Origin of the sequence: Pseudomonas sp. RA_5y_Pfl1_P24, from assembly GCF_963970945.1 — a bacterium.
Lineage (GTDB): Bacteria > Pseudomonadota > Gammaproteobacteria > Pseudomonadales > Pseudomonadaceae > Aquipseudomonas > Aquipseudomonas tritici.
Map to the genome: position 1 here is coordinate 101691 of NZ_CAXAOJ010000006.1, position 24678 is coordinate 126368.

Annotated in this window: 21 protein-coding genes; 9 read left to right on the top strand and 12 right to left on the bottom strand. The window is 60.8% G+C overall.

Annotated features, from left to right (window positions below; translation table 11 throughout):
* Positions 1-200: 200 nt before the first annotated feature.
* Positions 201-2129 (top strand): transglycosylase SLT domain-containing protein, encoded by a 1929-nt coding sequence (locus AACY30_RS11500; RefSeq protein ID WP_339540340.1) that lies wholly within the window; start codon positions 201-203, stop codon positions 2127-2129.
* Between the two features lie 112 nt (positions 2130-2241).
* On the opposite strand, the gene AACY30_RS11505 is transcribed toward AACY30_RS11500, so the two are convergent.
* On the bottom strand, positions 2242-4026 hold the full coding sequence (locus AACY30_RS11505) for an ABC transporter transmembrane domain-containing protein (RefSeq protein ID WP_339437152.1): 1785 nt from the start codon (positions 4024-4026) through the stop codon (positions 2242-2244).
* 245 nt (positions 4027-4271) lie between these two features.
* Between AACY30_RS11505 and AACY30_RS11510 the strand changes: the two genes are divergently transcribed.
* The gene (locus AACY30_RS11510; RefSeq protein WP_339414876.1) at positions 4272-4445 is read left to right on the top strand and encodes a PA1571 family protein; all 174 of its coding nucleotides are present in this window, start codon (positions 4272-4274) and stop codon (positions 4443-4445) included.
* Between the two features lie 52 nt (positions 4446-4497).
* Here AACY30_RS11510 and pdxB read toward each other — a convergent pair whose 3' ends face one another.
* Entirely contained in the window at positions 4498-5640 is a 1143-nt protein-coding gene (gene pdxB / locus AACY30_RS11515; protein WP_339540341.1) for a 4-phosphoerythronate dehydrogenase PdxB, read from the bottom strand.
* A 140-nt stretch (positions 5641-5780) separates the two neighbouring features.
* Here pdxB and AACY30_RS11520 point away from each other — a divergent pair, with 140 nt between their 5' ends.
* Positions 5781-7175 carry an MATE family efflux transporter gene (locus AACY30_RS11520; protein ID WP_339471170.1) on the top strand — a complete coding sequence of 465 codons (1395 nt, stop codon included), beginning with the start codon at positions 5781-5783 and terminating at the stop codon, positions 7173-7175.
* Here AACY30_RS11520 and tusA read toward each other — a convergent pair.
* Both tusA and rlmM read right to left on the bottom strand, forming a co-directional pair.
* Complete coding sequence (gene tusA / locus AACY30_RS11525) at positions 7172-7423, bottom strand: sulfurtransferase TusA (protein ID WP_339414879.1); 252 nt, start codon at positions 7421-7423, stop codon at positions 7172-7174. The genes AACY30_RS11520 and tusA overlap by 4 nt on opposite strands.
* 141 nt (positions 7424-7564) lie before the next feature.
* Complete coding sequence (rlmM, locus tag AACY30_RS11530; protein ID WP_339471171.1) at positions 7565-8641, bottom strand: 23S rRNA (cytidine(2498)-2'-O)-methyltransferase RlmM; 1077 nt, start codon at positions 8639-8641, stop codon at positions 7565-7567.
* A gap of 196 nt (positions 8642-8837) precedes the next feature.
* On the opposite strand from rlmM, the gene acnA reads away from it, so the two are divergent.
* Positions 8838-11579 (top strand): aconitate hydratase AcnA, encoded by a 2742-nt coding sequence (gene acnA, locus AACY30_RS11535; protein WP_339540342.1) that lies wholly within the window; start codon positions 8838-8840, stop codon positions 11577-11579.
* A gap of 126 nt (positions 11580-11705) precedes the next feature.
* Here the strand turns inward: acnA and AACY30_RS11540 are convergent, their stop codons facing one another.
* Both AACY30_RS11540 and cysK read right to left on the bottom strand, forming a co-directional pair.
* Positions 11706-12644 (bottom strand): aspartyl/asparaginyl beta-hydroxylase domain-containing protein, encoded by a 939-nt coding sequence (locus AACY30_RS11540; protein ID WP_339471173.1) that lies wholly within the window; start codon positions 12642-12644, stop codon positions 11706-11708.
* A 109-nt stretch (positions 12645-12753) separates the two neighbouring features.
* Positions 12754-13728, bottom strand: coding sequence for a cysteine synthase A (gene cysK, locus AACY30_RS11545; RefSeq protein ID WP_339414883.1), 975 nt, complete (start codon positions 13726-13728; stop codon positions 12754-12756).
* A 125-nt stretch (positions 13729-13853) separates the two neighbouring features.
* Here cysK and AACY30_RS11550 point away from each other — a divergent pair, with 125 nt between their 5' ends.
* The 3 genes from AACY30_RS11550 to AACY30_RS11560 all read left to right on the top strand — a co-directional run bounded on the left by AACY30_RS11550 (position 13854) and on the right by AACY30_RS11560 (position 17053).
* Positions 13854-14930, top strand: coding sequence for a DUF748 domain-containing protein (locus tag AACY30_RS11550; RefSeq protein WP_339540343.1), 1077 nt, complete (start codon positions 13854-13856; stop codon positions 14928-14930).
* A 99-nt stretch (positions 14931-15029) separates the two neighbouring features.
* Complete coding sequence (locus AACY30_RS11555; RefSeq protein ID WP_003210690.1) at positions 15030-15875, top strand: AAA family ATPase; 846 nt, start codon at positions 15030-15032, stop codon at positions 15873-15875.
* On the top strand, positions 15875-17053 hold the full coding sequence (locus tag AACY30_RS11560; protein WP_339540344.1) for a vWA domain-containing protein: 1179 nt from the start codon (positions 15875-15877) through the stop codon (positions 17051-17053). Before AACY30_RS11555 ends, AACY30_RS11560 begins: the two co-directional genes overlap by 1 nt.
* A gap of 29 nt (positions 17054-17082) precedes the next feature.
* On the opposite strand, the gene AACY30_RS11565 is transcribed toward AACY30_RS11560, so the two are convergent.
* From AACY30_RS11565 to AACY30_RS11575, 3 genes are read right to left on the bottom strand one after another with little or no spacing between them, the layout of a single operon-like run.
* Entirely contained in the window at positions 17083-17991 is a 909-nt protein-coding gene (locus AACY30_RS11565) for a 5-oxoprolinase subunit C family protein (RefSeq protein ID WP_339438703.1), read from the bottom strand.
* The gene (locus AACY30_RS11570; RefSeq protein WP_339438705.1) at positions 17988-18692 is read right to left on the bottom strand and encodes a 5-oxoprolinase subunit B family protein; all 705 of its coding nucleotides are present in this window, start codon (positions 18690-18692) and stop codon (positions 17988-17990) included. The genes AACY30_RS11565 and AACY30_RS11570 overlap by 4 nt, the downstream gene beginning before the upstream one ends.
* On the bottom strand, positions 18689-19429 hold the full coding sequence (locus AACY30_RS11575) for a 5-oxoprolinase subunit PxpA (RefSeq protein WP_339540345.1): 741 nt from the start codon (positions 19427-19429) through the stop codon (positions 18689-18691). Before AACY30_RS11575 ends, AACY30_RS11570 begins: the two co-directional genes overlap by 4 nt.
* A gap of 175 nt (positions 19430-19604) precedes the next feature.
* Here AACY30_RS11575 and AACY30_RS11580 point away from each other — a divergent pair, with 175 nt between their 5' ends.
* Positions 19605-20525: a LysR family transcriptional regulator gene (locus AACY30_RS11580; RefSeq protein ID WP_339540346.1), complete on the top strand. Its 921-nt coding sequence runs from the start codon at positions 19605-19607 to the stop codon at positions 20523-20525.
* Positions 20526-20690: 165 nt separating this feature from the next.
* On the opposite strand, the gene AACY30_RS11585 is transcribed toward AACY30_RS11580, so the two are convergent.
* The 3 genes from AACY30_RS11585 to AACY30_RS11595 are packed head-to-tail and all read right to left on the bottom strand — an operon-like array spanning position 20691 to position 22579.
* Positions 20691-21233 (bottom strand): DUF2937 family protein, encoded by a 543-nt coding sequence (locus AACY30_RS11585; protein ID WP_049709451.1) that lies wholly within the window; start codon positions 21231-21233, stop codon positions 20691-20693.
* Positions 21234-21244: 11 nt separating this feature from the next.
* Positions 21245-22021: a class II glutamine amidotransferase gene (locus tag AACY30_RS11590; RefSeq protein ID WP_339471181.1), complete on the bottom strand. Its 777-nt coding sequence runs from the start codon at positions 22019-22021 to the stop codon at positions 21245-21247.
* A gap of 21 nt (positions 22022-22042) precedes the next feature.
* Entirely contained in the window at positions 22043-22579 is a 537-nt protein-coding gene (locus AACY30_RS11595; protein ID WP_339414891.1) for an MFS transporter, read from the bottom strand.
* A 24-nt stretch (positions 22580-22603) separates the two neighbouring features.
* Here AACY30_RS11595 and AACY30_RS11600 point away from each other — a divergent pair, with 24 nt between their 5' ends.
* Positions 22604-24646 carry a S9 family peptidase gene (locus AACY30_RS11600; RefSeq protein ID WP_339471182.1) on the top strand — a complete coding sequence of 681 codons (2043 nt, stop codon included), beginning with the start codon at positions 22604-22606 and terminating at the stop codon, positions 24644-24646.
* The last annotated feature ends 32 nt before the right edge of the window (positions 24647-24678 follow it).

A 24678-nucleotide genomic window follows, 5' to 3' on the forward strand; every position in this document is an offset into this window, starting at 1 on the left:
AACTGGGCGCGCATTCTACCTGAGTTGAGGGTGGGATGCGGCTGGCATTTTCGCTGCCGACACGTTCTGTAGGACATTTCCAACGAACTTGATCCAACCGGCCTGCAAAGCTTTCAACGGTCGCGGGCAAAAGGCTAAGCTAGGGGCAATCAGTGTCGGCGATGCCGGTGCTAGTCGTGATTTCTCTGCACGGACGTCTCATGCGCAGTCGCCTTTTCAACTTTTTATCTTGCCTGCTTCTTTCCGCCACCGCCGCTCAATCCGCCCAGGCCGTGGACCTCACCACCCAACGTCAATATTACGATGAAGCCAAACGCGCCCTGGCCAAGGGCGATACCGGACCCTACATGCAATACAGCCAGGCCCTGGCGGACTATCCGCTGACGCCCTACCTGGCCTACGACGAACTGACCGCCCGCCTGAAAAACGCGAGTAACCAGGAAATCGAACAGTTCCTCGCCAAAAACGGCGACCTGCCCCAGGCCAACTGGATGAAGCTGCGCTGGTTGCGTTGGCTGGCCGAACGTGACGACTGGCAGACGTTTGAAAAGTATTACGACGCCAAGCTCAATTTTGTCGAACTGGACTGCCTGCATGGCCAGTACCAGCTCACCCACAATCTGAAAGCCGAAGGCTACAAGACTGCCGAAAAACTCTGGATGACCGGCAAGTCCCGACCGGCGGCCTGCGATGTCACCTTCGGGCAATGGGCGGCTGACGGCCAACTCACCGAACAGAAAATCTGGGACCGCGCCAAGCTCGCCGCCGAAGCGCGCAACTACGCACTGGCCAACAGCCTGGTGAAAACCCTGCCCACCCTCGGCGTCCAAGGCCGCTTGATGGTGGATGTGGCGCAAAAGCCCGACATGCTCAGCGACCCATCACGCTTCCTGCCGGCCACCGAGGCCATGTCTGACGCCGTGGGGCTGGGCCTGCGACGCCTGGCACGCAAGGATCCGGACAAGGCCATGACCCTGCTCGACGGCTACGCCAGCAGCATGCACTTCTCCCGTGACGAAAAAGTGTCGATCGCTCGAGAGATCGGCCTGACCCTTGCCAAGCGCTTCGACCCACGTGCGCTTGAAGTAATGACCAAGTACGACCCTGAGTTGCGCGACAACACCGTCTCCGAATGGCGCCTGCGCCTACTGTTGCGCCTGGCCCGCTGGGAAGATGCCTATCAGTTGACTCGCAAACTCCCACAAGACCTGGCGACCACCAACCGCTGGCGCTACTGGCAGGCCCGTAGCCTGGAGCTGGCCGAGCCGAAAAACCCCCAAGCACTGGTCTTGTACAAGAACCTGTCGCGGGAGCGGGATTTCTACGGTTTTCTCGCCGCTGACCGCTCCAAGGCGCCCTACCAGCTGAACAACAAGCCACTGGTGATGAGCAAGGCGTTGGTCAACAAGGTGCGCAACACGCCTGGCGTGCGCCGTGCCCTGGAGTTCTATGCGCGCGGCCAGATCGTCGATGGCCGCCGCGAGTGGTACCACGTCACCCGTCACTTCAACCGTGACGAAATGGTCACCCAGGCCAAGCTGGCCTACGACATGAAGTGGTACTTCCCGGCCATCCGTACCATCAGTCAGGCGAAGTACTGGGACGACCTGGACATCCGCTTCCCGATGGCCCACCGCGACACCCTGGTGCGTGAGGCCAAGGTACGCGGCCTGCATTCGAGCTGGATATTCGCCATCACTCGCCAGGAAAGCGCCTTCATGGATGACGCCCGCTCCGGCGTCGGCGCCAGCGGCCTGATGCAACTGATGCCCGGCACCGCCAAGGAAACTGCGCGCAAGTTCAGCATCCCCCTGGCCTCCCCGGCCCAGGTGCTGGACCCGGACAAAAACATCCAGCTCGGCGCGGCTTACCTGAGCCAGGTGCACAGCCAGTTCAACGGCAACCGCGTCCTCGCCTCCGCCGCCTACAACGCCGGCCCCGGCCGCGTGCGCCAATGGCTGCGCGGTGCCGATCACTTGAGCTTCGACGTGTGGGTAGAAAGCATCCCGTTCGACGAAACCCGCCAGTATGTGCAGAACGTGCTGTCTTATTCGGTGATCTACGGGCAGAAGCTCAATTCACCCCAGCCGCTGGTGGATTGGCATGAGCGGTATTTTGATGATCAATGACCGGTAATGCCGGTCATGTAGGCGCTGTCGAGTAAAACGAGGCTGCGCGCTTTTTGCCCGCCACAATGAAAATGCCCGCATTGAGAGATGCGGGCATTTTTTTCAGCGGGATTTAATGTGAAGCAGGCTCTTCCACCCCATCACTGAACTGCAACGCCGCCAACCGCGCATACAACGGATTGCTCGCAATCAACTGCTGATGCGTACCTACCGCCACCAGCTTGCCCTGGTCCATTACCGCAATCCGGTCAGCATTCTTCACCGTCGCCAAGCGATGCGCGATCACCAACGTGGTACGCCCCTGCATCAATTGCGGCAGCGCTTGTTGGATCAGGTGTTCACTCTGGGCATCAAGCGCGCTGGTGGCCTCGTCCAGCAACAGGATCGGCGCGTCCACCAGCAACGCGCGGGCGATGGCCAGGCGTTGGCGTTGGCCGCCGGAGAGGCCCATGCCGCCGTCGCCGAGGTGGGTCTGGTAGCCATTGGGCATTTGCAGGATGAAGTCGTGGGCATGGGCGATGCGCGCGGCGGCTTCGACGTGTTCTGAAGTGGCCGTCGGGTTGCCATAGCGGATATTTTCTTCGACGCTGCCGTAGAACAGCGCCGGGCTCTGGGATACCAGGGCGAAGTGGCGGCGCAGGTCCATGGGGTCGAGATCGGTCAGCGCGTGGCCTTCAATCAGGATGCGGCCTTGCTGGGGATCGTAGAAACGTAGCAACAGGTCGAAAATCGTCGATTTGCCCGCGCCGGACGGGCCGACCAAGGCCAGGGTCTCACCGGGATTGATCGTCAGGTTCAAGCCGTCGATGGCGAAGCTGTCCGGCCGTGACGGGTAGGAAAAGCGCAGGTCGTGTAGCGCCATGCGGCCGCTGACCCGCTCAGGTAATTGGACAGTGCCGCTGGCCGGCGCCTGGATGTCGTTGCTCGACTGCAACAACTCGCCAATCCGCTCGGCGGCACCGGCGGCGCGCTGCAATTCGCCGAGCACTTCGCTCAGGGTGCCGACGGCACTGCCGACGATCAGGCTGTAGAACACAAATGCCGCCAGCTCACCGCCGGAAATGCGCCCGCTGATGACGTCCATGCCGCCGACCCACAACATCACGCCCACGGCGCCGAGCACCAGCATGATCACCAGGGTAATCAGCCAGGCGCGCTGGGTGATGCGTTTACGCGCGGTGGTGAATGCGTCTTCCACGGTCATGGCGAAGCGCTGTTCGTCCTGCACCTGGTGGTTGTACGCCTGCACGGTCTTGATCTGACCGAGGGTCTCGGACACATAGCTGCCCACATCAGCGATGCGGTCCTGGCTTTGTCGCGACAGGCTGCGCACGCGCCGACCGAAAAGCAGGATCGGCGCCAGCACCAGCGGCAACGCCACCACCACGATACTGGTGAGCTTGGGATTGGTGACAAACAGCAGCACGATGCCACCGATGACCATCAAGGCGTTGCGCAGGAACAGTGACAGCGACGAGCCGATCACCGACTGCAGCAAGGTGGTGTCGGTGGTCAGCCGCGACTGGATCTCCGAACTGCGGTTGTTCTCATAGAAGCCCGGATGCAGGTAGATCAGGTGGTTGAACACCTGCCGACGGATATCCGCCACCACCCGCTCGCCAATCCACGACACCAGGTAAAACCGCGCAAACGTGCCCACGGCGAGGCCCAGTACCAGGATCATGAACAGTCCAATGGACTGGTTGAGCAGGTGCGGTGACTGGGTCATGAAGCCCTGGTCCACCAGCAAGCGAATGCCCTGCCCCATGGACAAGGTAATACCGGCCGTGACGATAAGCGCCAACAGGGCGCCGAGCGCCTGCCAGCGGTAGGGCCCAATGAAACGGCTGGCCAGGCGAATTGCGCGGCGTTGACGGGCTGAGAACATGGAGGGCATCACCTGTGGAGGGGATAAAGTTATCTACACCACAACATTGGGGGAACTTGCCTAAATAACAATGAGTCAGGTTAATTATGCCCCGCGATGTTGCCCCTAGAGGCTACCGGTCTAACGCCTGGCTGGAAATTTGTATCGGTTTCTGGTCGACTGGGTGTCTGAACCGCTGAACGGGTAGGAAGTTGTAACAGCTCGGTCACGCGGGGGTCTTAAAGTGGGTATACAACCTGATGAGGAGACAGGCCATGACCTTGCAAAATAGCAGCGATGCCAACATTGAAGTGATCCGCCAGCCGCAGCAGTTGCCTTGCTCGTACATCGACGCCCAGGGCCGTGAAGTGCAGATCACCGAAGAGATGATCCAGCAAGCCTGCAGCGAACTGGAAGAAAAATTAGTCAAGCCTGCCCAGCAAGGCTGAAGCGCCACGCTCTTTCAAACCCGGCCCAGATGGCCGGGTTTTTTATTGGCGTTTAAATCGTCTGCGCGCCCAATGCGGAAACAATACTGGCCAGCGCCGTCGACGCCCCATTGATTCGCACCTTCACACTGTCGATCTCTCGGCGTGCGGGATAATGCTTGCGCAGCAGGTCAAAAGCCTTGCGCTGCTCTTCCACGGTTCCCACAAGGCTGCGGCGGAAATCCGCATCATCGCGGCGCGGGTCGTACACGCTCCGGCACAGGGTTGTCAGCGCCCAGGCCGGATCGGTCGATGCATTCAAATGCACCTCGTCCAGCCACAACGGTGGCAGCAGGTCGCTCAGTTGAATACCCGGTTCCTGGCCCAAGTGCGAACAGAACGCCTTATAAATCTGCGCCGTGCCGCGCTGCCGGCCTTCCAGGCTGTAGCCGGCGATGTGCGGCGTGGCCAGCACACACAAGTCAGCCAGGTCGACATCCACCTGCGGTTCGCCTTCCCACACATCCAGCACCGCTTGCAGGTCTTCGCGTTCCAGCAGTACCTCGCGCAGGGCGGCGTTGTCCACCACTGCGCCACGGCTGGCGTTGATCAGCCAGGTGCCGGGTTTGAGTTGCTCAAGGCGCTGGCGGTCAAGCAGGTGCCAGGTAGAGCCGTTGCCGGATTTGGTCAGCGGCGTGTGCAGGCTGATCACATCGCATTGCTCGATGATCTGCGCCAGGCTGACGTAATCGCCATCTTCGGCGATCTGCCGTGGCGGGTCGCAGACCAGGACGTTCCAGCCCAGGCCCTTGAGCACCTTCACCAACCGCCCACCGACTTCACCGGCACCGACCACGCCGTAAGTGCGCTGATTGAGGTCGACGCCTTCGATCTCAGCCAGGGTCATCAGGCTGCCCAACACATAATCCACAACGCCACGGGCATTGCAGCCGGGGGCGCTGGCCCATTGGATGCCGGCCTGCTTGAAGTAGTCGAGGTCCAGGTGATCGGTGCCGATGGTACAGGTACCGACAAAGCGCACCTTGCTGCCCTCCAACAGGGCACGGTTGACGTTGGTCACCGAGCGCACCAGCAATACATCGGCCTGCTCGACTGTAGCGCGGTCGATGGAACGGCCGGGCACGCGGCGAATCTCGCCAAATCCCTGGAAGAATGCATCGAGCAGCGGAATATTTTCGTCGGCAACAATCAGCATGGCAGGCTCCTTTGGCGGACCCGCAGTGTACAGGCATCGCAGCCCGCGCTTACAAATCGCTAACACAGGTTTTTTCCTGACCGATGCGTCAATGCGTAGAATCCACGGTCCTTGCGCTTACCTCGATCGGACATCTGCACGTGAACACTGCCACCGCCATCCTCAGCCGCCCCGTCCGCATCACCCGGGAAGTCGGCGGCCTGCTGACGCTCGCCTTGCCGATCATGATCGGCCAACTGGCCACCACCGCGATGAGCTTTGTCGATGCGGTGATGGCCGGCCGCGTCAGCCCCCAGGACCTGGCAGCGGTGGGCCTGGGCAACTCGATCTGGATTCCGGTCTACCTGCTCATGAGCGGTACGCTGCTGGCCACCACGCCGAAAGTCGCCCAACGCTACGGTGCGGGTCATTACAGCGAAATCGGGCCATTGGTGCGTCAGTCATTGTGGCTGGCCTTGGTGGTCGGCATTATCGGCGCACTGCTGCTGCTCTGCGCCGAGCCGATCCTGCATGCGATGAAGGTTGAACCGGACCTGATCGCGCCCACCATGGGCTACCTGCATGGCATCGCCGCCGGTATGCCGGCCATTGCGCTGTATTACGTGCTGCGTTGTTTCAGTGATGGCCTGGGCCGCACGTTGCCCAGCATGGTCATGGGCCTGTTCGGCCTGGCACTGAATATTCCGCTGAACTACATCTTCATCTATGGTCACCTTGGCCTGCCGGCCATGGGGGGCGTGGGCTGCGGCTGGGCCACTGCCATTTCGATGTGGGCGATGATGCTCGGCCTGGCCGTCTGGAGCCGTTGGGGCCCGGCCTACCAGAGCAGCGAACTGTTCAAGCGTTTCGACTGGCCGCAGTGGGCGGTCATCAAGCGCGTATTGGGGATTGGCTTACCCATCGGCATCGCGATCTTCGCCGAGTCGAGCATCTTCGCGGTGATCGCCCTGCTGCTTGGCGGCTTGGGGGCCACGGTGGTGTCCGGTCATCAGATCGCGCTGAACATCAGCTCTATGGTGTTCATGATCCCTTACTCCTTGAGCATGGCCATCACCGTGCGCGTGGGTCAGGCGCTGGGGCGTGGGGAACCGCGTGAAGCGCGCTTCGCCGCCGGTGTTGGCATGGGCACGGCGCTGGCCTACGCCTGCCTGTCCTGCAGCCTGATGCTGCTGTTTCGCGAGCAGATTGCGGCGATCTACACCCCGGACCCGGTAGTCATTCATTTGGCTTCGACGTTGATCGTGTTCGCCGCGCTGTTCCAGTTCTCCGACTCGATCCAAGTGACGGCGGCCGGCGCATTGCGCGGCTATCAGGACACACGGGTGACCATGGTGCTGACCTTGTTCGCGTACTGGGGCGTGGGGCTGCCGGTGGGTTACGCCCTGGGCCTGACCGACTGGCTGGGCGCACCGAGCGGCCCAAGCGGCTTGTGGCAAGGGCTGATCGTGGGCCTGAGCTGCGCGGCGGGGATGTTGCTGGTGCGCCTGGCGCGCAGTGCACGCCGGCGCATTCGCGCAGGCAAGGCGCGGGGTTAAGCGGACTTCTTGCGGATCCAGTACAGGTACGTACCGGCCAGCGCCTGCTGATCCACCAGTTCGTGGTCAAGAAACACGCAGAACTTGGGGATATCGCGGCGCGTGGACGGGTCGGTCGCGATCACCTTGAGCAAGCCGCCAGGCGGCAGGTCGCGGATGTGCTGGTGCAGCATCATGACCGGTTCCGGGCAGTTGAGGCCGGTGGCATCCAGCACAGCGTCTACGGGCAAATCGAGGGGCTGATTCATACATCACTCCTGAAACAGACCCGCTCTCCTGTGGGAGCGGGCTTGCCCGCGATAAGGGGCACATTCACTATAAATATCGACTGTTATACCGCTATCGCGGGCAAGCCCGCTCCCACATTTTGAGCGGTGCCCGACTTGAGATCAGCGGGCCTTGGGTTTCTTGGCAGTTTCCAGCCGACGCAAATGGCAGGTCACTTCCTCACGGTCGTGATACAGCTGCTTGCAGCCGATCTCCACGCGAATGCCGCGCGCCTTGAAACCGTCTTCGATGCGCTCCAACAAGCGCTTCACTTCGGCGTAACGCTGCTTCATCGGCAACTTCAAGTTCACCACCGCTTCACGGCAGTGCCCCTCGCCGATCCAGGTTTCCAGCAGCGCGGCGTTACGCGCAGGCTTCTCGACGATGTCGCAGACCATCCAGTCCACCGGCTGCTTGGGCACGAAGGTAAAGCCGTCGGCCATCAAGTGCTGCACCAGGCCGGTGTCCATCAGGCTTTCGGCCATGGGGCCGTTGTCGATGGCGGTCACCAGCATGCCGCGGTTGACCAGCTGCCAGGTCCAGCCGCCCGGCGCTGCGCCGAGGTCGACGCCGGTCATGTCGCCGTGCAGGCGCTCGTCCCATTGGTCGCGGGGGATAAAGTGGTGCCAAGCCTCTTCCAGCTTGAGGGTCGAGCGGCTTGGCGCGTCACGCGGGAACTTGAGGCGCGGGATGCCCATTGGCCACATGGCCGAGTTGTTCGGCTCGGCCAGGCCCATGAACACTTCACGGCCGCTTTTGAAGGTCAGTAGCAGGCGCGGCTTGCTCGGGTCATCCACCAGCTTGCCGGCGCTCAATAAAGCTTTACGCAGGTGCACTTCGAATTTTTTGCAAAAATTCGAGAGTTCCTTGCCGTCGTTGGTGTCGACCATTTCCAGCCACAGGCTGCCGCACACCGGAAAACCCTGCAGGTGAGCGAGGATCACGCTGATGCGGTCAGTTTCCGGCAGGTCGATGAATACCCCGCGCGCCCACTGCCTTGGGAAGATCAGCTCGGCAAAGCGCTGGCCGTGCATCAGGCGCTGAGCGCCGTCTTCTTCGGTGCAGACAAATTCGGCGCAGGCGCTGCCTGTCTTGGCCTTGGCATAGCCGGAAACGTTCAGGCGCGCGGCAAGGTCCGCGATCTCGGAACAGACTTCGCTTTCAAAACCCGGGCGGCAGTGCATAAAAAGGGTGTTCATCAACTCTCCTGGTGAATCAACCGACGTTGCGCTGTCGCAATGCCTGTCATGAAAACCCGCGCATGATAACGGAGTTCGGAACCTTGGACTTAACGATAGAGTCCAGTTATTAGCCTGCTAATGAAAACAGGGCTAAGTTGATAGCTCTGTTCGTCCCGTCAGGTCCGTAGCCGTGCGGACCATAAGGAGTCGTGTCATGTCATCGCTTGATAGCCTGAGTACCCTTAAAACTCTTGAAATAGACAGTAAAACCTACCACTACTTCAGCCTGCCCGAAGCCGCCAAGCGCTTGGGCGACCTCGATAAGCTGCCGATGTCGCTCAAGGTGCTGCTGGAAAACCTGCTGCGCTGGGAAGACGGTAAGACCGTCACTGGCGCCGACCTCAAGGCCATTGCCGCCTGGCTCAAGGAGCGTCAGTCCGACCGTGAGATCCAGTACCGCCCCGCCCGGGTGTTGATGCAAGACTTTACCGGTGTGCCCGCCGTGGTCGACCTGGCCGCCATGCGCGCCGCCGTGGCCAAGGCCGGTGGCGACCCGCAGCGTATCAACCCGCTGTCGCCGGTGGATTTGGTGATCGACCACTCGGTGATGGTCGACAAGTTCGGCAACGCCGACGCCTTCGAGCAAAACGTCGACATCGAGATGCAGCGCAACGGCGAACGCTACGCCTTCCTGCGTTGGGGCCAGAGCGCCTTCGATAACTTCAGCGTGGTGCCACCGGGCACTGGCATCTGCCACCAGGTCAACCTCGAATACCTCGGCCGCACCGTGTGGACCAAGGACGAAGACGGCCGCACCTACGCCTTCCCCGACACCTTGGTTGGCACCGACTCCCACACCACCATGATCAACGGCCTCGGCGTACTCGGCTGGGGCGTGGGCGGGATCGAAGCGGAAGCCGCGATGCTCGGCCAGCCGGTGTCGATGCTGATCCCGGAAGTGATCGGCTTCAAGCTCACCGGCAAATTGAAGGAAGGCATCACCGCCACTGACCTGGTGCTGACCGTGACCCAGATGCTGCGCAAGAAAGGCGTGGTGGGTAAATTCGTCGAGTTCTACGGCGATGGTCTGGCCGACCTGCCGTTGGCCGACCGCGCGACCATTGCCAACATGGCCCCGGAATACGGCGCCACCTGCGGCTTTTTCCCGGTGGATGAGGTAACGCTGGACTACCTGCGCTTGTCTGGCCGACCTACGGAAACCGTAAAACTGGTTGAGGCCTACACCAAGGCGCAGGGCCTGTGGCGCAATGCCGGCCAGGAGCCGGTATTCACCGACAGCCTGGCGCTGGACATGGGTAGCGTCGAAGCCAGCCTCGCCGGGCCAAAACGCCCACAGGACCGTGTGTCGCTGCCAAATGTCGGCCAGGCATTCAGCGACTTCCTCGACCTGCAGTTCAACCCCACCAACAAGGAAGAAGGTCGCCTCGAAAGCGAAGGCGGCGGCGGGGTTGCCGTGGGCAATGCCGACCTGGTGGGCGAAACCGACTACGAATACGACGGCCACACTTACCGCCTGAAAAACGGTGCCGTGGTGATCGCCGCGATCACCTCCTGCACCAACACCTCCAACCCCAGTGTGATGATGGCGGCCGGGCTGGTGGCGAAAAAGGCTGTAGAAAAGGGCCTCACCCGAAAACCTTGGGTGAAAACCTCGCTGGCCCCGGGCTCCAAGGTGGTCACTGATTACTACAAGGCCGCAGGTCTCACCCACTATCTGGATAAACTCGGCTTCGACTTGGTGGGTTACGGCTGCACCACGTGCATCGGCAACTCCGGGCCGTTGCCCGAGCCGATCGAGAAAGCCATCCAGAAAGCTGACCTTGCCGTAGCATCGGTGCTCTCCGGCAACCGCAACTTCGAAGGCCGCGTGCATCCGCTGGTCAAGACCAACTGGCTGGCGTCACCGCCCCTGGTCGTGGCTTATGCCCTGGCCGGCACCGTGCGTATCGATATCAGCAGCGAACCGCTGGGTAACGATCAAGCGGGCAATCCGGTCTATCTGAAAGACATCTGGCCCACCAGCCAGGAAATCGCCGATGCCGTCGCTCAAGTCACCACGGGGATGTTCCACAAGGAATACGCCGAAGTGTTTGCCGGTGACGAACAGTGGCAAGCGATTGAAGTGCCGCAAGCCGCGACGTACGTGTGGCAGAAAGACTCCACCTACATCCAGCACCCGCCATTCTTCGACGATATTTCCGGGCCTCTGCCGGTGATCAAGGACGTCAAAGGCGCGAATGTGCTGGCGATGCTGGGAGACTCGGTCACCACTGACCACATCTCCCCCGCCGGCAACATCAAAACCGACAGCCCTGCAGGCCGTTACCTGCGAGAACAAGGCGTGGAGCCACGCGACTTCAACTCCTATGGCTCACGCCGAGGCAACCATGAAGTGATGATGCGCGGCACCTTTGCCAACATCCGCATCCGCAATGAAATGCTCGGCGGCGAGGAAGGCGGTAATACGCTGTACATCCCTACCGGCGAGAAAATGCCGATCTACGACGCCGCGATGAAATACCAGGCTTCGGCCACGCCGCTGGTGGTGATTGCCGGCCAGGAATACGGCACAGGCTCAAGCCGTGACTGGGCGGCCAAAGGCACCAACCTGCTGGGTGTGAAGGCCGTGATTGCCGAGAGCTTCGAACGCATTCACCGCTCCAACCTGGTGGGCATGGGCGTGTTGCCGCTGCAGTTCAAGCTGGACCAGAACCGCAAGTCGCTGAAGCTGACGGGCAAGGAGCAGGTCGACATTCTTGGGCTGACGGAAGCAGAGATCGTGCCGCGCATGAACCTGACGCTGGTGATTACGCGGGAGGATGGCAGTACAGAGAAGCTAGAGGCGCTGTGCCGGATTGATACGTTGAATGAAGTGGAATACTTCAAATCCGGCGGCATATTGCACTACGTGTTGCGCCAGCTAATCGCTTCCTGACAAACGCTGGAGATCTAATGTGGGAGCTGGCTTGCCTGCGATAGCGGTGTATCAGTTGCAGGTAGGCTGGCTGGCCCACCGCCATCGCAGGCAAGCCAGCTCCCACCGTTTTGAACGCGTTTCAAATTAGCCGAAGAGCCACTTCCACAGCAGCACCAGCACGACGACCGCCAACACCGGCCGGGCAATCCGGTACGCCTTGGGATGCTTGCGCTTCCACTGCTTCACCACACCGCTGAACGTGTCACTGAACGTCTTGCTCCAGGCATACGCCTGGTTGATCCCACCCACCCGCTCGTCATCCAGGTTCTGCGGTGCAGTCGCGCGGCCCAACTGCTTGCTGACCCAGCGGTTGACGCGGGTCATCACGCGGTTGCTCAGCGGCCGCTCAATGTCGCAGAACAGAATCACACGGGTCTGCTCGGTTTCGTTCTTGACCCAGTGCACGTAGGTTTCGTCGAACATCACGTCGTCACCGTCGCGCCAGGCGTATTCCTCGCCGTCAACAAAGATCCGGCAGGCGTCGGAATTCGGCGTGGACAACCCCAGGTGGTAACGCAGCGAGCCGGCAAACGGGTCGCGATGCGGGTTGAGGTGGCTGCCGCCAGGCAACAGCGCGAACATCGCGCCTTTCACGTTAGGAATGCTGCTCACCAGTGCTACGGTTTTCGGGCACAGTGCCTCGGCCGACGGCAGGGGTTTGTCGTACCACTTGAGGTAGAAACGCTTCCAGCCCTTCTTGAAGAACGACCCGAAGCCGGCGTCGTTGTTCTTTTCGGCAGCGCGGATGTAACCCTCGTCGAACAGGTGCATGGCCTCTTCGCGGATCACTTCCCAGTTGTCCTTGAGCACGTCCAGTTCCGGGAACTTGCTGCGGTCCAGGTACGGTTTGGACGGCACCGCCGAGAACAGGTACATCAAAGCGTTATACGGGGCGAACAGCGCCGAATGGTTGACGAATTGGCGCAACATCGGCAAACGGGCCTTACCGCGCAGGTGCACATACAGCGTGCTGCCAATAAACAACAGCAACACCGACAGTTTGGCGGCCAAAGAAAAGGTCATGCAGCAACTCCTGGAAATAAGCGCCTGGCCAACAGCAGACGTAGCAGCCGGCCATGATAAACATTTGGGCCAGTATGCAGAAGGCCTAGCTTACCTGCGCTGATTCACATCAAGCCTGGTTTTCTTGTTCGGTAAACAAATCGCTGAACAGCATGCTCGACAGGTAACGCTCACCGGAGTCCGGCAGAATCACCACGATGGTCTTGCCTTGCATTTCCGGCTTCTCGGCCAGGCGCACCGCCACGGCCATCGCGGCGCCGCAGGAGATGCCGCACAGAATCCCTTCTTCTTGCATCAGACGCCGTGCCATGGCCTTGGATTCGTCGTCGGTAACCAGTTCCACGCGGTCGACCATCGACAGGTCGAGGTTTTTCGGCACGAAACCGGCGCCGATGCCCTGAATCTTGTGCGGGCTCGGCTTGATTTCCTCACCGGCCAGCGCCTGGGTGATCACCGGCGACACGATTGGCTCGACGGCCACCGACAGAATCGGCTTGCCCTGAATGTTCTTGATATAGCGCGACACGCCGGTGATGGTGCCGCCGGTACCCACGCCCGCGACCAGCACGTCCACGGCGCCATCGGTGTCATTCCAGATTTCCGGGCCGGTGGTTTTTTCGTGGATCGCCGGATTCGCCGGGTTTTCGAATTGAGCCGGCATGAAATAAGTGGCCGGATCGCTGGCGACGATTTCGCCAGCCTTTTCGATAGCGCCCTTCATGCCCTTGGCCGGTTCAGTCAGCACCAATTCGGCCCCCAGGGCCTTGAGCACTTTGCGCCGCTCGATACTCATGGACGCCGGCATGGTCAGCAGCAATTTATAGCCACGGGCAGCGGCGACAAACGCCAGGCCGATGCCGGTGTTGCCGGAGGTGGGTTCGACAATGGTCATGCCCGGCTTGAGTTTGCCAGTGCTTTCAGCGTCCCAGATCATGTTGGCGCCAATGCGGCATTTCACCGAGTAACCCGGGTTACGCCCCTCGATCTTGGCCAGAATGGTCACGCCACGCGGTGCGATACGGTTGATCTGAACCAGCGGCGTATTACCGATGGAGTGCGCGTTGTCTGCAAAGATACGGCTCATGACGGGTCCTATTTGGCAGTTTCCAGAAAGGCCCAAGGGTATGCCTCACCTCTCGAAGCGTCCAGTCGGAGGAACATTGGCGCATTCAAAACAGTCAACCTCCTAACTGCAAGGAGATCTGCACCATGAAACGTCGTTACAGTTGGCCGCTATGGACCGTCGCCGGGCTGGTGGTGGCATTGGTTGCCTTGAACATCGCGCTGCCCTATCTGGTGCGCAACTATTTGAATGAAAAGCTCGCCGACATGGGCGACTACCGTGGCGAAGTCACTGATGTGGACTTGGCGTTGTGGCGCGGTGCCTATCGCATCAATGGCCTGAAGATCGTCAAGGTCGACGGCAAGGTGCCCGTACCGTTCGTCAACGCGCCGTTGATCGAATTTGCCGTGAGCTGGCACTCGTTGTGGTACGACCATGCGGTGGTCGCCGAGGGGCATTTCGTCAAGCCGGAGCTCAACTTCGTCGACGGCGGCGCCAACAAGCAGGCGTCACAGACGGGTGAAGGCACCGACTGGCAGGAACAGTTGAGAAAACTGCTGCCGATCACCCTGAATGAAATGCGCATTGAAGACGGCAAGATTTCGTTCCACAACTTCAATTCCAAACCGCCGGTGAACATCAACACCACCTCGGTCAATGCCAGTTTCTACAACCTCACCAACGTGGTGGACGTCAAAGGCAAGCGCGACGCGCGCTTCGAAGGCAAGGCCTTGCTGCAAGGCCAGGCGCCACTGGAGGCCACGGCGACGTTTGATCCGCTGAGCGACTTTGAAGAATTCGAGTTCCGCTTCCGCGCCCGCGACCTGCAGCTCAAGCGCATGAATGACTTCGCCTCGGCCTACGGCAAGTTCGACTTCAAGGCCGGCACCGGCGACGTGGTGATCGAAGCCCAGGCCGAAAAAGGCCAACTGACGGGTTACATCAAACCGCTGCTGCGCAACGTGGAAGTGTTCGACTGGAAACAGGACGTGGAGAACAAGGACAAGAACATCTTCCGCTCGATCTGGGAAGCCGTGGTCGGCGCCAGTGAAACAGTGCTGAAAAACCAGAGCGAAAACCAGTTCGCCAGCCGCGTCGAGCTCAGTGGCAGCGTGCACCAGCAAGATGTCAGCGCGTTCTCGGCCTTTATCTCGATCTTGCGTAATGGATTCATCCAGGCATTCAATGCGCGATATGAACAGCCCAAGCCCTCGGCGGACTAGGCCTGACTGACCATTCAGAGACTGAATAGCCCGTCTGCGTTCACAGTCGCCAGGGCTGCGCGGTATAGTCCGGCCATTGATGAATTCGAGGAAATACCGATGAAGTTCGAAGGCACCCAGGCCTACGTTGCCACCGACGACCTGAAACTGGCCGTCAACGCCGCCATCACCCTGGAGCGACCGCTGCTGGTCAAGGGCGAGCCTGGCACGGGCAAGACCATGCTTGCCGAGCAACTGGCCGAATCCTTCGGCGCCAAGCTGATCACCTGGCACATCAAGTCCACCACCAAGGCCCATCAGGGCCTCTACGAGTACGACGCGGTCAGCCGCCTGCGCGACTCGCAACTGGGCGTGGATAAGGTGCACGACGTGCGCAACTACTTGAAGAAGGGCAAGCTCTGGGAAGCCTTCGAGTCCGAAGAGCGGGTAATCCTGCTGATCGATGAAATCGACAAGGCCGACATCGAGTTCCCCAACGACCTGCTGCAAGAACTCGACAAAATGGAGTTCTACGTCTACGAAATCGATGAGACCATCAAGGCGAAGAAGCGCCCGATCATCATCATTACCTCCAACAACGAAAAAGAGCTGCCGGACGCGTTCCTGCGCCGCTGCTTCTTCCATTACATCGCCTTCCCCGACCGCACCACCCTGCAAAAGATCGTCGATGTGCACTATCCCGACATCAAGAAAGACCTGGTCAGCGAAGCGCTGGACGTGTTCTTCGACGTGCGCAAAGTACCCGGGCTGAAGAAAAAACCGTCCACCTCCGAACTCGTCGACTGGCTCAAGCTGCTGATGGCCGACAACATCGGCGAAGCCGTGCTGCGCGAGCGCGACCCGACCAAGGCCATCCCGCCGCTGGCCGGTGCGCTGGTGAAGAACGAGCAAGACGTGCAGTTGTTGGAGCGTCTGGCGTTCATGAGCCGTCGCGGTAATCGCTGATGCTGCTCAACCTGTTCAACGAGATGCGCGCCGCCAAGGTGCCGGTGTCGGTGCGCGAGCTGCTCGACCTGATCAACGCGCTGAAACAGCGCGTGACCTTCGCCGACATGGACGAGTTTTACTACTTGGCCCGGGCAATCCTGGTAAAGGACGAACGGCATTTCGACAAGTTTGACCGCGCCTTCGGCGCGTATTTCAACGGCCTGGAAAAACTCGACGACCACCTGCAGGCACTGATCCCCGAAGACTGGTTGCGCAAGGAATTCGAACGCTCGCTGAGCGATGAGGAACGCGCGCAGATCCAGTCCCTCGGCGGCCTCGACAAATTGATCGAGGAATTCAAGAAACGCCTGGAAGAACAGAAGGAACGCCACGCCGGCGGCAACAAATGGATTGGCACCGGCGGCACCAGCCCGTTCGGTTCCGGCGGCTACAACCCCGAGGGTATTCGTGTCGGCGATGCCGGCAAGCGCCAGGGCAAGGCGGTGAAAGTCTGGGACCAGCGCGAGTACAAGAACCTCGACGACCAGGTCGAGCTGGGCACGCGCAACATCAAAATCGCCCTGCGCCGCCTGCGCAAATTCGCGCGCCAGGGTGCGGCGGAAGAGCTGGACATTGACGGCACCATCGACCACACCGCCCGCGATGCCGGGCTGCTGAATATCCAAATGCGCCCGGAGCGACGCAACACCATCAAGCTGTTGCTGCTGTTCGACATCGGCGGCTCGATGGATGCCCACGTGAAAATCTGCGAAGAGCTGTTCTCCGCGTGCAAGACCGAGTTCAAACACCTGGAGTACTTCTACTTCCACAACTTTGTGTACGAATCGGTGTGGAAGAACAACCTGCGCCGCACGTCCGAACGCACGTCAACCCTGGACCTGCTGCACAAGTATGGCGCCGATTACAAAGTGATCTTTATCGGCGACGCGTCGATGGCGCCGTATGAGATTACCCAGGCGGGTGGCAGCGTCGAGCACTGGAATGAAGAGCCGGGGTATGTGTGGATGCAGCGCTTCATGGCCAAGTACAAAAAGCTGATCTGGATTAACCCGTATCCGAAGGATACTTGGGGGTATACGGCGTCGACGGGGATTGTGCGGGAGTTGGTGGAGGATCAGATGTATCCGTTGACCCTGCGGGGGTTGGAAGAAGGGATGCGGTTTCTCTCCAAATAAACGGCGCGCCCACATTTTGAACAGCGCCGTTAGTTAAATCGGCGCAAATACTCAATGTGCTGCTGGTAGGCTGTCGGTTGTACGACCGGCGCCAACTTCACCTTCTCTCCCGGCAAGCACTGCGCCAATCGCGCCAGCGACAGCGGCGTCAACGCCCCCAGACGCGGATACCCCCCAATCGTCTGCCGATCATTAAGCAACACAATCGGCTGCCCATCCGGCGGCACCTGGATCGCCCCCAGCGCAATCCCCTCGGAAATCAACGACGGTCCCTGGTACTGCAACGGCGTGCCCAGCAAGCGCATGCCCATGCGGTCGGCGCGGCTGTCGAGGGCCCATTCGGTGTTGAACGCATCGAACAGGCTTTGGCCGCTGAACTGACCGATCTGCGCGCCGACAATCACGTCCAGCGGCTTACCGGAGGGCACCTCCTGGGCATTCAGCACCTTCATTGCACCGCCTGTACCGGAATAGACCAGGCGCCCGCCTTCGGCCAGCGCCTTGCCAAAACCGTCTACCCCGCCCAATTCCTCCCGCACAACGGTGGCGCAACTGCCCAGCACATCCGGCGCATCGAACCCGCCCGGCGCCGCCAGGTACGCGCGCGCCCCACTGAAAGGCTGGGTGAAGCGCAAACGCTGGCCCTTTTGCAGGATAAAACTGCGGCCGGGGCTGATGGCGCGCTCGTCGACATACGCACCCAGGTCTGCACCGGCCAGAGCCAGCAGGCAATAATCGTCGGCTTGCACGGTAAAGCCGCCGAGGGTGATTTCCACCACTGGCGCGTCCAGTGCGTTACCCAGTAGCCAGTTGGCCCAGGACATCGACACCCAATCCAGCGCGCCGCCCTGGGTCACGCCCAAGTGGCGCACGCCAAAGCGACCGGCGTCCTGCAGCAGGCACAGCGGCGTGCTGGCCTCGATGATCAAGCGGCTCATGCCTGTGCCTCCAACGGGGTGTCATCGCCACCTAATTTGATGAACTGGGCGTGATCGACCGGTTCGAAACGTACGGTGTCGCCCGGTTGCATCAGGCTGTAGCCGTCGCGATCACGGTCGAACAGCTTGGCCGGGGTGCGGCCGATCAGGTTCCAGCCACCCGGGGATACCACCGGGTAGGCGGCGGTTTGCCGTTCGGCGATGCCCACGCTGCCGGCCGCCACGCGCTTGCGCGGGGTGTTGAGGCGTGGCGTGGCGAGGATTTCATCCACCAGCCCCATAAAGGCAAAGCCAGGCGCGAAGCCAAGGGCGAACACCTGATATTCGTGGGCGCTGTGGCGGCGGATCACGTCGTCGATGGCCAGCCCGCTGCGTTGGCTGAGCAAGGTCAATTCCGGGCCGACGCTCAGGTCGTACCACACCGGCAGCACGTGGCGCTGGCCGCCGCCCTGGGCTTGCGGCTGCAGGTCGGTGAGGGCGTGAGTGATCAGCTCCCGTGCCTGGGCTGGGCTCAAGACGGTGAGGTCGTAATGCACCATCAAGGTGGTGTACGACGGCACCAGGTCCACCAATGCCGCGCCAAACCCGCTGCGCAGGCGCTGGCTAGCGGCGAGCATCCAGGGCATGTTGGCTTCGGCGATTGCATCAAACAGACGTACCATCAGGCAGTCGATGGCCACCACTTCAATCCGTGGCTTCATGCTGGTTTCAAGGCCTCGCGGATGCGCTTTACAGCTGCGACGGAACTGGCGTTGTCGCCATGCACGCACAGGGTATTGGCCTGTAAGACCAGCGGGCTGCCGTCGCTGGCGGTGAGCGCTTCACCACGGGAAATGGTCAGGGCTTGCTGCACGATGGTCTCAGAGTCGTGGTGCACCGCGCCGGGCAACTGGCGGGACACCAGATGGCCATTGTTGTCGTAGGCCCGGTCGGCGAAAGCTTCGAACCACAGGGTCACCCCATATTCGTTACCCAACGCCTGGGCCACGCTGTTGTCGCGAGTGGCCAGCAGCATCAGCGGCAGCTCGCCATAAGCGGCGACAGCCTGGATCACGGCGCGCAACTGCATAGGGTTGGCCATCATGTCGTTGTACATCGCGCCGTGGGGTTTAACGTAGCTGACCCGCCCGCCTTGCGCCCGGCACATACCTTCAAGGGCGCCAATCTGATAGTGCAACAGGTCCTGGATTTCCTGCGCAGTGTAAGCCATGGAGCGGCGGCCGAAGCCCTGCAGGTCCTGGTAGGCCGGGTGCGCGCCGATTTGCACGCCGTGCTTGAGCGCCAGGCTGACGGTTTTGCGCATGATGCCCGGGTCACCGGCATGGAAGCCGCACGCCACGTTGGCGCAATCAATGAACGGCATGATCTCGGCGTCCAGACCCATGGTCCAGTTGCCGAAGCTTTCGCCAATATCGCAATTCAGTAGCAAACGGCTCACTGTAGGTGCTCCTGTAGGCTTTGTTTTTTTGTAGTGTGGGATTTTTTACGCAGAACTCGCAACTTGTCCTGACACCCCAACGGCGCTTATCGTGGAATAGCCCGATTTTTGGCGCTGGCCCGGTGCGGCGTCCAACTAATAAAAACCGATCCATGCATAAGAAAAAGTTGATCCCATGAATTTGAAGTTTCTCGAAACCTTCGTCTGGGTGGCCAAACTCAAGAGTTTCCGCCTGACCGCCGAGAAGTTGTTCACCACCCAGGCCTCGATCTCAAGCCGCATCGCCGTGCTGGAAAACGAGCTGGGGGTGAAGTTGTTTCTGCGTGACTCACGCGGCGTGAGCCTGACCCCGGAAGGCTTGAAGGTGCTCGATTATGCCGAGCAGATGCTGGTGACCCTGCAGGGTTTGAAGCAGTCCCTGGAGACCACCAGCAGCAAGGTCGGGCGCATCCGCATCGGCGCCATGGACACGGTGATCCATACGTGGCTCAGCCCGCTGGTGGCGGAACTGATGGACCATTTCCCATTGGTAGAAATCGAGTTGGTCGCCGATACCGCGCTGAACCTCAGCGATCAACTGCAAAAAGGCTTCCTCGACCTGATCCTGCAAACCGACCTGCTGCGCCTCGAAAGCGTACGCAGCCTGGAGCTGGCCAGCCACCCCATGGCGTGGATCGTCGCCAGCCAATCAATCTACAATCGGGAGTACGGTTCCCTCGCCGAACTGGCCCAGGAGCGCATCATCACCTACTCGAAAAATTCCCACCCGCACCAGGACGTCATCAGCCTGATGCAGGCCAACGGCGTGGCCGCGCCACGGATGAACTGCGTGAACTCGGTGTCGGCGATTACCCGCTTGCTGCGCGATGGCTTTGGGATTGGTGCGTTGCCGCCGGTGCTGGTCAGAGAAGAGCTGGCGCGCGGGGAATTGGTGATGCTGCCGATGGCGCAGCGATTGCCGAACTTGCAGGTGGTGGTGTCGTGGCGTGTGGGGGTGGAGTTGGTGGAGGAGATTGTGGGGTTGTGTCAGAAAGTCGTTGCCCGCTATGCCGGGGAAGTCGGTGAAGACAGAATGTTACTGACGAAACCCGATTAAACTGTGGGAGCTGGCTTGCCTGGGATAGCCATCGGTATCTACACATTCTAAATGTGATATCGCGTAGCAGAGGCTCGCTATGCCTAGGCTGCGATAGCGGTGTATCAGTCACTGATAAATAGCTATCGCAGGCAAGCCGGCTCCCACATTTGACCGCATCGGTCTTTAGAGGCCTTTGAGGTCACGCTCTTCTATCGGCCGGCTCTGGCGCAGGCGCTTGCCGCCCAACACCACCCAGTCGATCAGGCGGAACAGGCATTCGATGCCAAACGACAACAGCATCGCCCCGCCCAACCCCCAGCCCATGGCTTCGGGGGTCAGCAGGATCTGGTAGCTGTAGCCATTCCAGGTTTCCTGGCGAATATCCGGGTCCGCCGCCACCGCCACTTGCAGGGCGCGGATGTACCAAGGCCCTTGCATCGCCTGGAACTGCTTGTCCAGCGCCACTTGGCGGTCAAGCATGGCGCCCAGGCTGTTGGCGTCGCTCTGGAACACGGGATCATCACTGGCGCGGTAATGCGCCACCAACGCCTGCAAGTCACCGTTGAAGAACTGCCGTGCGGTGGTTTCGAACCCGCTCAAGCCGGTCTGGGCCTCGATCAGGTGAGCCTCGACGCGCTTGGCGTAGTCGTTGATAAACCCGGGCACTTGCACGCCGACCAACAGGCCGATGGCAAACAGCACCAACCGCAGATAACTGAGCAACATGGTCGATATCCTTACTCGGTGATGCCTTGGCTGACGCATTCACCGCGTCGCCACAGGCTCCATTGGCCCGGTTCGTAACGGGTCCAGTTTTCGTTGTCGGTCAAAGGCTCGGTGGCGATCACGGTGACGAGATCATTGGGTGTGGTTTCGGCCTGAAAATCGACGATCACGTCGACATCTTTCAAGCGCGCCGGCCCAAAAGGTGCGCGGCGGGTAATCTGCGCCAATTTGGTCGAGCAGTAGCAGAAAAGCCAGTCGCCATCGCTGAGCAGGCAGTTGAACACGCCTATGCTGCGGTATTCGGAACAGGCGGCAATCAGGTCCGGCAAGACGTTTTCAATCTCCACCGGCTCAGGAAAGGCTTCGCGCACGCGATTGAGCAAATCGCAGAACGCCGCTTCGCTGTCGGTATCGCCCACCGGGCGGTAGAACGTGGCGCGGGGATTGAAGTCTGCCAGTTGGCCGTTATGTGCGAAGCACCAGTTGCGCCCCCACAGTTCGCGCACAAACGGGTGGGTATTGGCCAAGCTGACCTTGCCGACGTTGGCCTGGCGAATATGGCCAATCACCACTTCACTTTTGATCGGATAACGCTGTACCAGCAACGCGACTTCCGACTCACTGCTCGCAGCCGGGTCCTGGAACAAGCGCAGGCCACGCCCTTCATAAAACGCAATGCCCCAACCGTCGCGGTGCGGGCCGGTGCGCCCACCGCGCTGCATCAGCCCGGTAAAGCTGAACACGATGTCGGTGGGGACGTTGGCACTCATGCCCAATAATTCACACATGCCAGGGCTCTCGCTACAACGTTAAAGGCGTGGTTCGACCCGCATACCGCTCACAGGCTCAGGACGGCGGAAAGGTACGTCATCGTCATCGCTTTCAGGTTCAGCGGCCAATGCCGCATCGGCGGCGGCCTTGCGCTCACGGCGAGCGTTGGCGGCGCGCTCGATGGGCCAGCGGATCAACACGATCACGAGGTACACGCCAAAGGCAATCATGGTGTACATGAACAAATCGGAAATGGCCCGCCAGGCGTTGTTGCCGACCTTGAGCAACAGGTCCAGGGCGGTTATCGCCACGGCCGGCGCGAACTGGGTCTTGACCGGATCGACGATGGTCGGGCTGAGCAGCAGCACCGCCATCAGCAATTGCAACGGCTCGCGCAGCCAGCGCCAGATCCAGCGGGTCATGCGCCACCACACCAATAGGCAGCCCAAGGCAGCGAAGGCGTAAAGGCCCCAAGCAGTCAGATAGTCGTTCTCGGTCATGGTGTCCATGGCAAGGTTGGCAAACAGGCGGCTATGATAACGGCTTTTGCGTGTCGCGGCTGCAATGCCTGCCACCGTCTGCCAGATAGAGAATAATCCATGCCTATGTCGACACCCCCGATTGCCCGCAAGGCCCAAGGCCCAGATCCGTACGCCTGGCTGCAAACGCGTGACAGCGCTGAGGTACTCGATTACCTCAAGGCCGAAAACGCCTGGCAGGAAGCCCAGCTCGCCGACCAGCAGGCCCTGCGCGAAAGCCTGTTCGAGGAGATCAAGGGGCGCATTCTCGAGACTGACCTGTCGCTGCCCTCCCCCTGGGGACCGTATCTTTACTACACCCGCACCACCGCCGGTGACGAATACGCCCGCCACTACCGCTGCCGCCGCCCGGATGACGACAGCAATCAGGTGGATGACAGCAGCGAAGAATTGCTGCTCGACCCGAACGTGCTCGCCAATGGCGGCTTCTTCTCCCTCGGCGCGTTCAGCATCAGCCCCGACCACCAGCGCCTGGCCTACAGCCTGGATACCAGCGGTGAAGAGGTCTACACCCTGTACGTGAAGGAATTGGCCAACGGCAAGGTCAGTGAACTGGAGTTCCAGGACTGCGACGGCAGCATGACTTGGGCCAATGACAGCCTGACCCTGTTCTTCGGCGAATTGGACGACACCCACCGTCCGCACAAACTCTACCGCTATCGCTTGGATGGGACGGCGGCGCAGGAAGTGTTCCATGAGCCGGACGGGCGTTTCTTCCTGCATTGCTACCGTTCCAGCTCCGAGCGCCAGTTGCTGCTGGCCCTGGGCAGCAAGACCACCAGCGAAATCTGGGCGCTGGACGCCGACCAGCCGCAACTGGACTTTACCTGCCTGGCGCCACGGGTCGAAGACCATGAATACGATGTCGACCACGGTCAGTTGAATGGCGCGTGGACCTGGTTTATCCGCAGCAACCGTGATGGCATCAACTACGCATTGTTCGTGGCGACCGACATTGGCGACGTGCCGACCGAGGCAGAGTGGCAAAACCTGATCCCCCACAGCGATGACGTCATGCTCGACGGCGTGAGCCTGAATGCCAGCGCCATGACCCTGAGCCTACGCATTGGTGGGCTGCCCGTGATCGAAGTTCACCCGCAAGGCGTGCCGGCTTATCGGGTGGAATTGCCCGACGCCGCCTACAGCCTCTACGTTCAAAACAGCCTGGAATTTGTCAGCGACAAGATTCGCCTGCGCTATGAGGCGCTTAACCGCCCGGCCCAGGTTCGCCAGCTGGAACTGGCCAACGGCGCACAGCAGGTGCTCAAGGAAACCCCGGTGCTTGGCGTGTTCAATGCCGACGATTACGTCAGCCAGCGCCTGTGGGCCACCTCGGCGGACGGCACACAGGTGCCGATCAGCCTGGTGGTCAAGCGCGACCAGTTGGGCAAGCCTGTGCCGCTGTACCTGTACGGCTACGGCGCCTACGGTTCGAGCCTCGACCCTTGGTTTTCCCACGCACGCCTGAGCCTGCTCGACCGTGGCGTGGCCTTCGCCATTGCGCATGTGCGCGGCGGCGGTGAATTGGGCGAGGCCTGGTACCGCAATGGCAAGCAGGAGCACAAGCAGAACACTTTCAGCGACTTTATCGCCTGCGCCGAGCACTTGATCGCCAAGGGCCTGACCACCTCCAAACAACTGGCAATCAGCGGCGGCAGTGCCGGCGGCCTGTTGATCGGCGCCGTACTTAACCAGCGTCCGGAGCTGTTCCAGGCGGCGATTGCCGAAGTGCCTTTCGTCGACGTGCTTAACACCATGCTCGACCCGGAGTTGCCGCTGACCATCACCGAGTACGACGAGTGGGGCAACCCGCAAGAGCCCGAGGTGTATGCGCGCATCCAGGCCTATGCGCCGTATGAAAACGTCAGCGCCCAGGCCTACCCGGCCATGCTGGTGATCGCCGGCTACAACGACAGCCGCGTGCAATATTGGGAAGCGGCCAAGTGGGTGGCCAAGCTGCGCGCTACCAAGACCGACGACAACCTGCTGCTGCTCAAGACCGAATTGGGCGCCGGCCACGGTGGCATGAGTGGTCGTTACCAGGGATTACGTGACGTAGCACTCGAATATGGCTTTGTGTTCAAGGTATTGGGGCTGGTTTAAGGAACTTAGTGCGGCGGTTCTGTCTGAACACA

Coding starts and splice junctions, on each gene's coding strand:
- AACY30_RS11500 (WP_339540340.1), top strand. CDS start 201: ATGCGCAGTCGCCTTTTCAACTTTTTATCTTGCCTGCTTCTTTCCGCC.
- AACY30_RS11505 (WP_339437152.1), bottom strand. CDS start 4,026: ATGCCCTCCATGTTCTCAGCCCGTCAACGCCGCGCAATTCGCCTGGCC.
- AACY30_RS11510 (WP_339414876.1), top strand. CDS start 4,272: ATGACCTTGCAAAATAGCAGCGATGCCAACATTGAAGTGATCCGCCAG.
- pdxB (WP_339540341.1), bottom strand. CDS start 5,640: ATGCTGATTGTTGCCGACGAAAATATTCCGCTGCTCGATGCATTCTTC.
- tusA (WP_339414879.1), bottom strand. CDS start 7,423: ATGAATCAGCCCCTCGATTTGCCCGTAGACGCTGTGCTGGATGCCACC.
- rlmM (WP_339471171.1), bottom strand. CDS start 8,641: ATGAACACCCTTTTTATGCACTGCCGCCCGGGTTTTGAAAGCGAAGTC.
- acnA (WP_339540342.1), top strand. CDS start 8,838: ATGTCATCGCTTGATAGCCTGAGTACCCTTAAAACTCTTGAAATAGAC.
- AACY30_RS11540 (WP_339471173.1), bottom strand. CDS start 12,644: ATGACCTTTTCTTTGGCCGCCAAACTGTCGGTGTTGCTGTTGTTTATT.
- cysK (WP_339414883.1), bottom strand. CDS start 13,728: ATGAGCCGTATCTTTGCAGACAACGCGCACTCCATCGGTAATACGCCG.
- AACY30_RS11550 (WP_339540343.1), top strand. CDS start 13,854: ATGAAACGTCGTTACAGTTGGCCGCTATGGACCGTCGCCGGGCTGGTG.
- AACY30_RS11555 (WP_003210690.1), top strand. CDS start 15,030: ATGAAGTTCGAAGGCACCCAGGCCTACGTTGCCACCGACGACCTGAAA.
- AACY30_RS11560 (WP_339540344.1), top strand. CDS start 15,875: ATGCTGCTCAACCTGTTCAACGAGATGCGCGCCGCCAAGGTGCCGGTG.
- AACY30_RS11565 (WP_339438703.1), bottom strand. CDS start 17,991: ATGAGCCGCTTGATCATCGAGGCCAGCACGCCGCTGTGCCTGCTGCAG.
- AACY30_RS11570 (WP_339438705.1), bottom strand. CDS start 18,692: ATGAAGCCACGGATTGAAGTGGTGGCCATCGACTGCCTGATGGTACGT.
- AACY30_RS11580 (WP_339540346.1), top strand. CDS start 19,605: ATGAATTTGAAGTTTCTCGAAACCTTCGTCTGGGTGGCCAAACTCAAG.
- AACY30_RS11585 (WP_049709451.1), bottom strand. CDS start 21,233: ATGTTGCTCAGTTATCTGCGGTTGGTGCTGTTTGCCATCGGCCTGTTG.
- AACY30_RS11590 (WP_339471181.1), bottom strand. CDS start 22,021: ATGTGTGAATTATTGGGCATGAGTGCCAACGTCCCCACCGACATCGTG.
- AACY30_RS11600 (WP_339471182.1), top strand. CDS start 22,604: ATGCCTATGTCGACACCCCCGATTGCCCGCAAGGCCCAAGGCCCAGAT.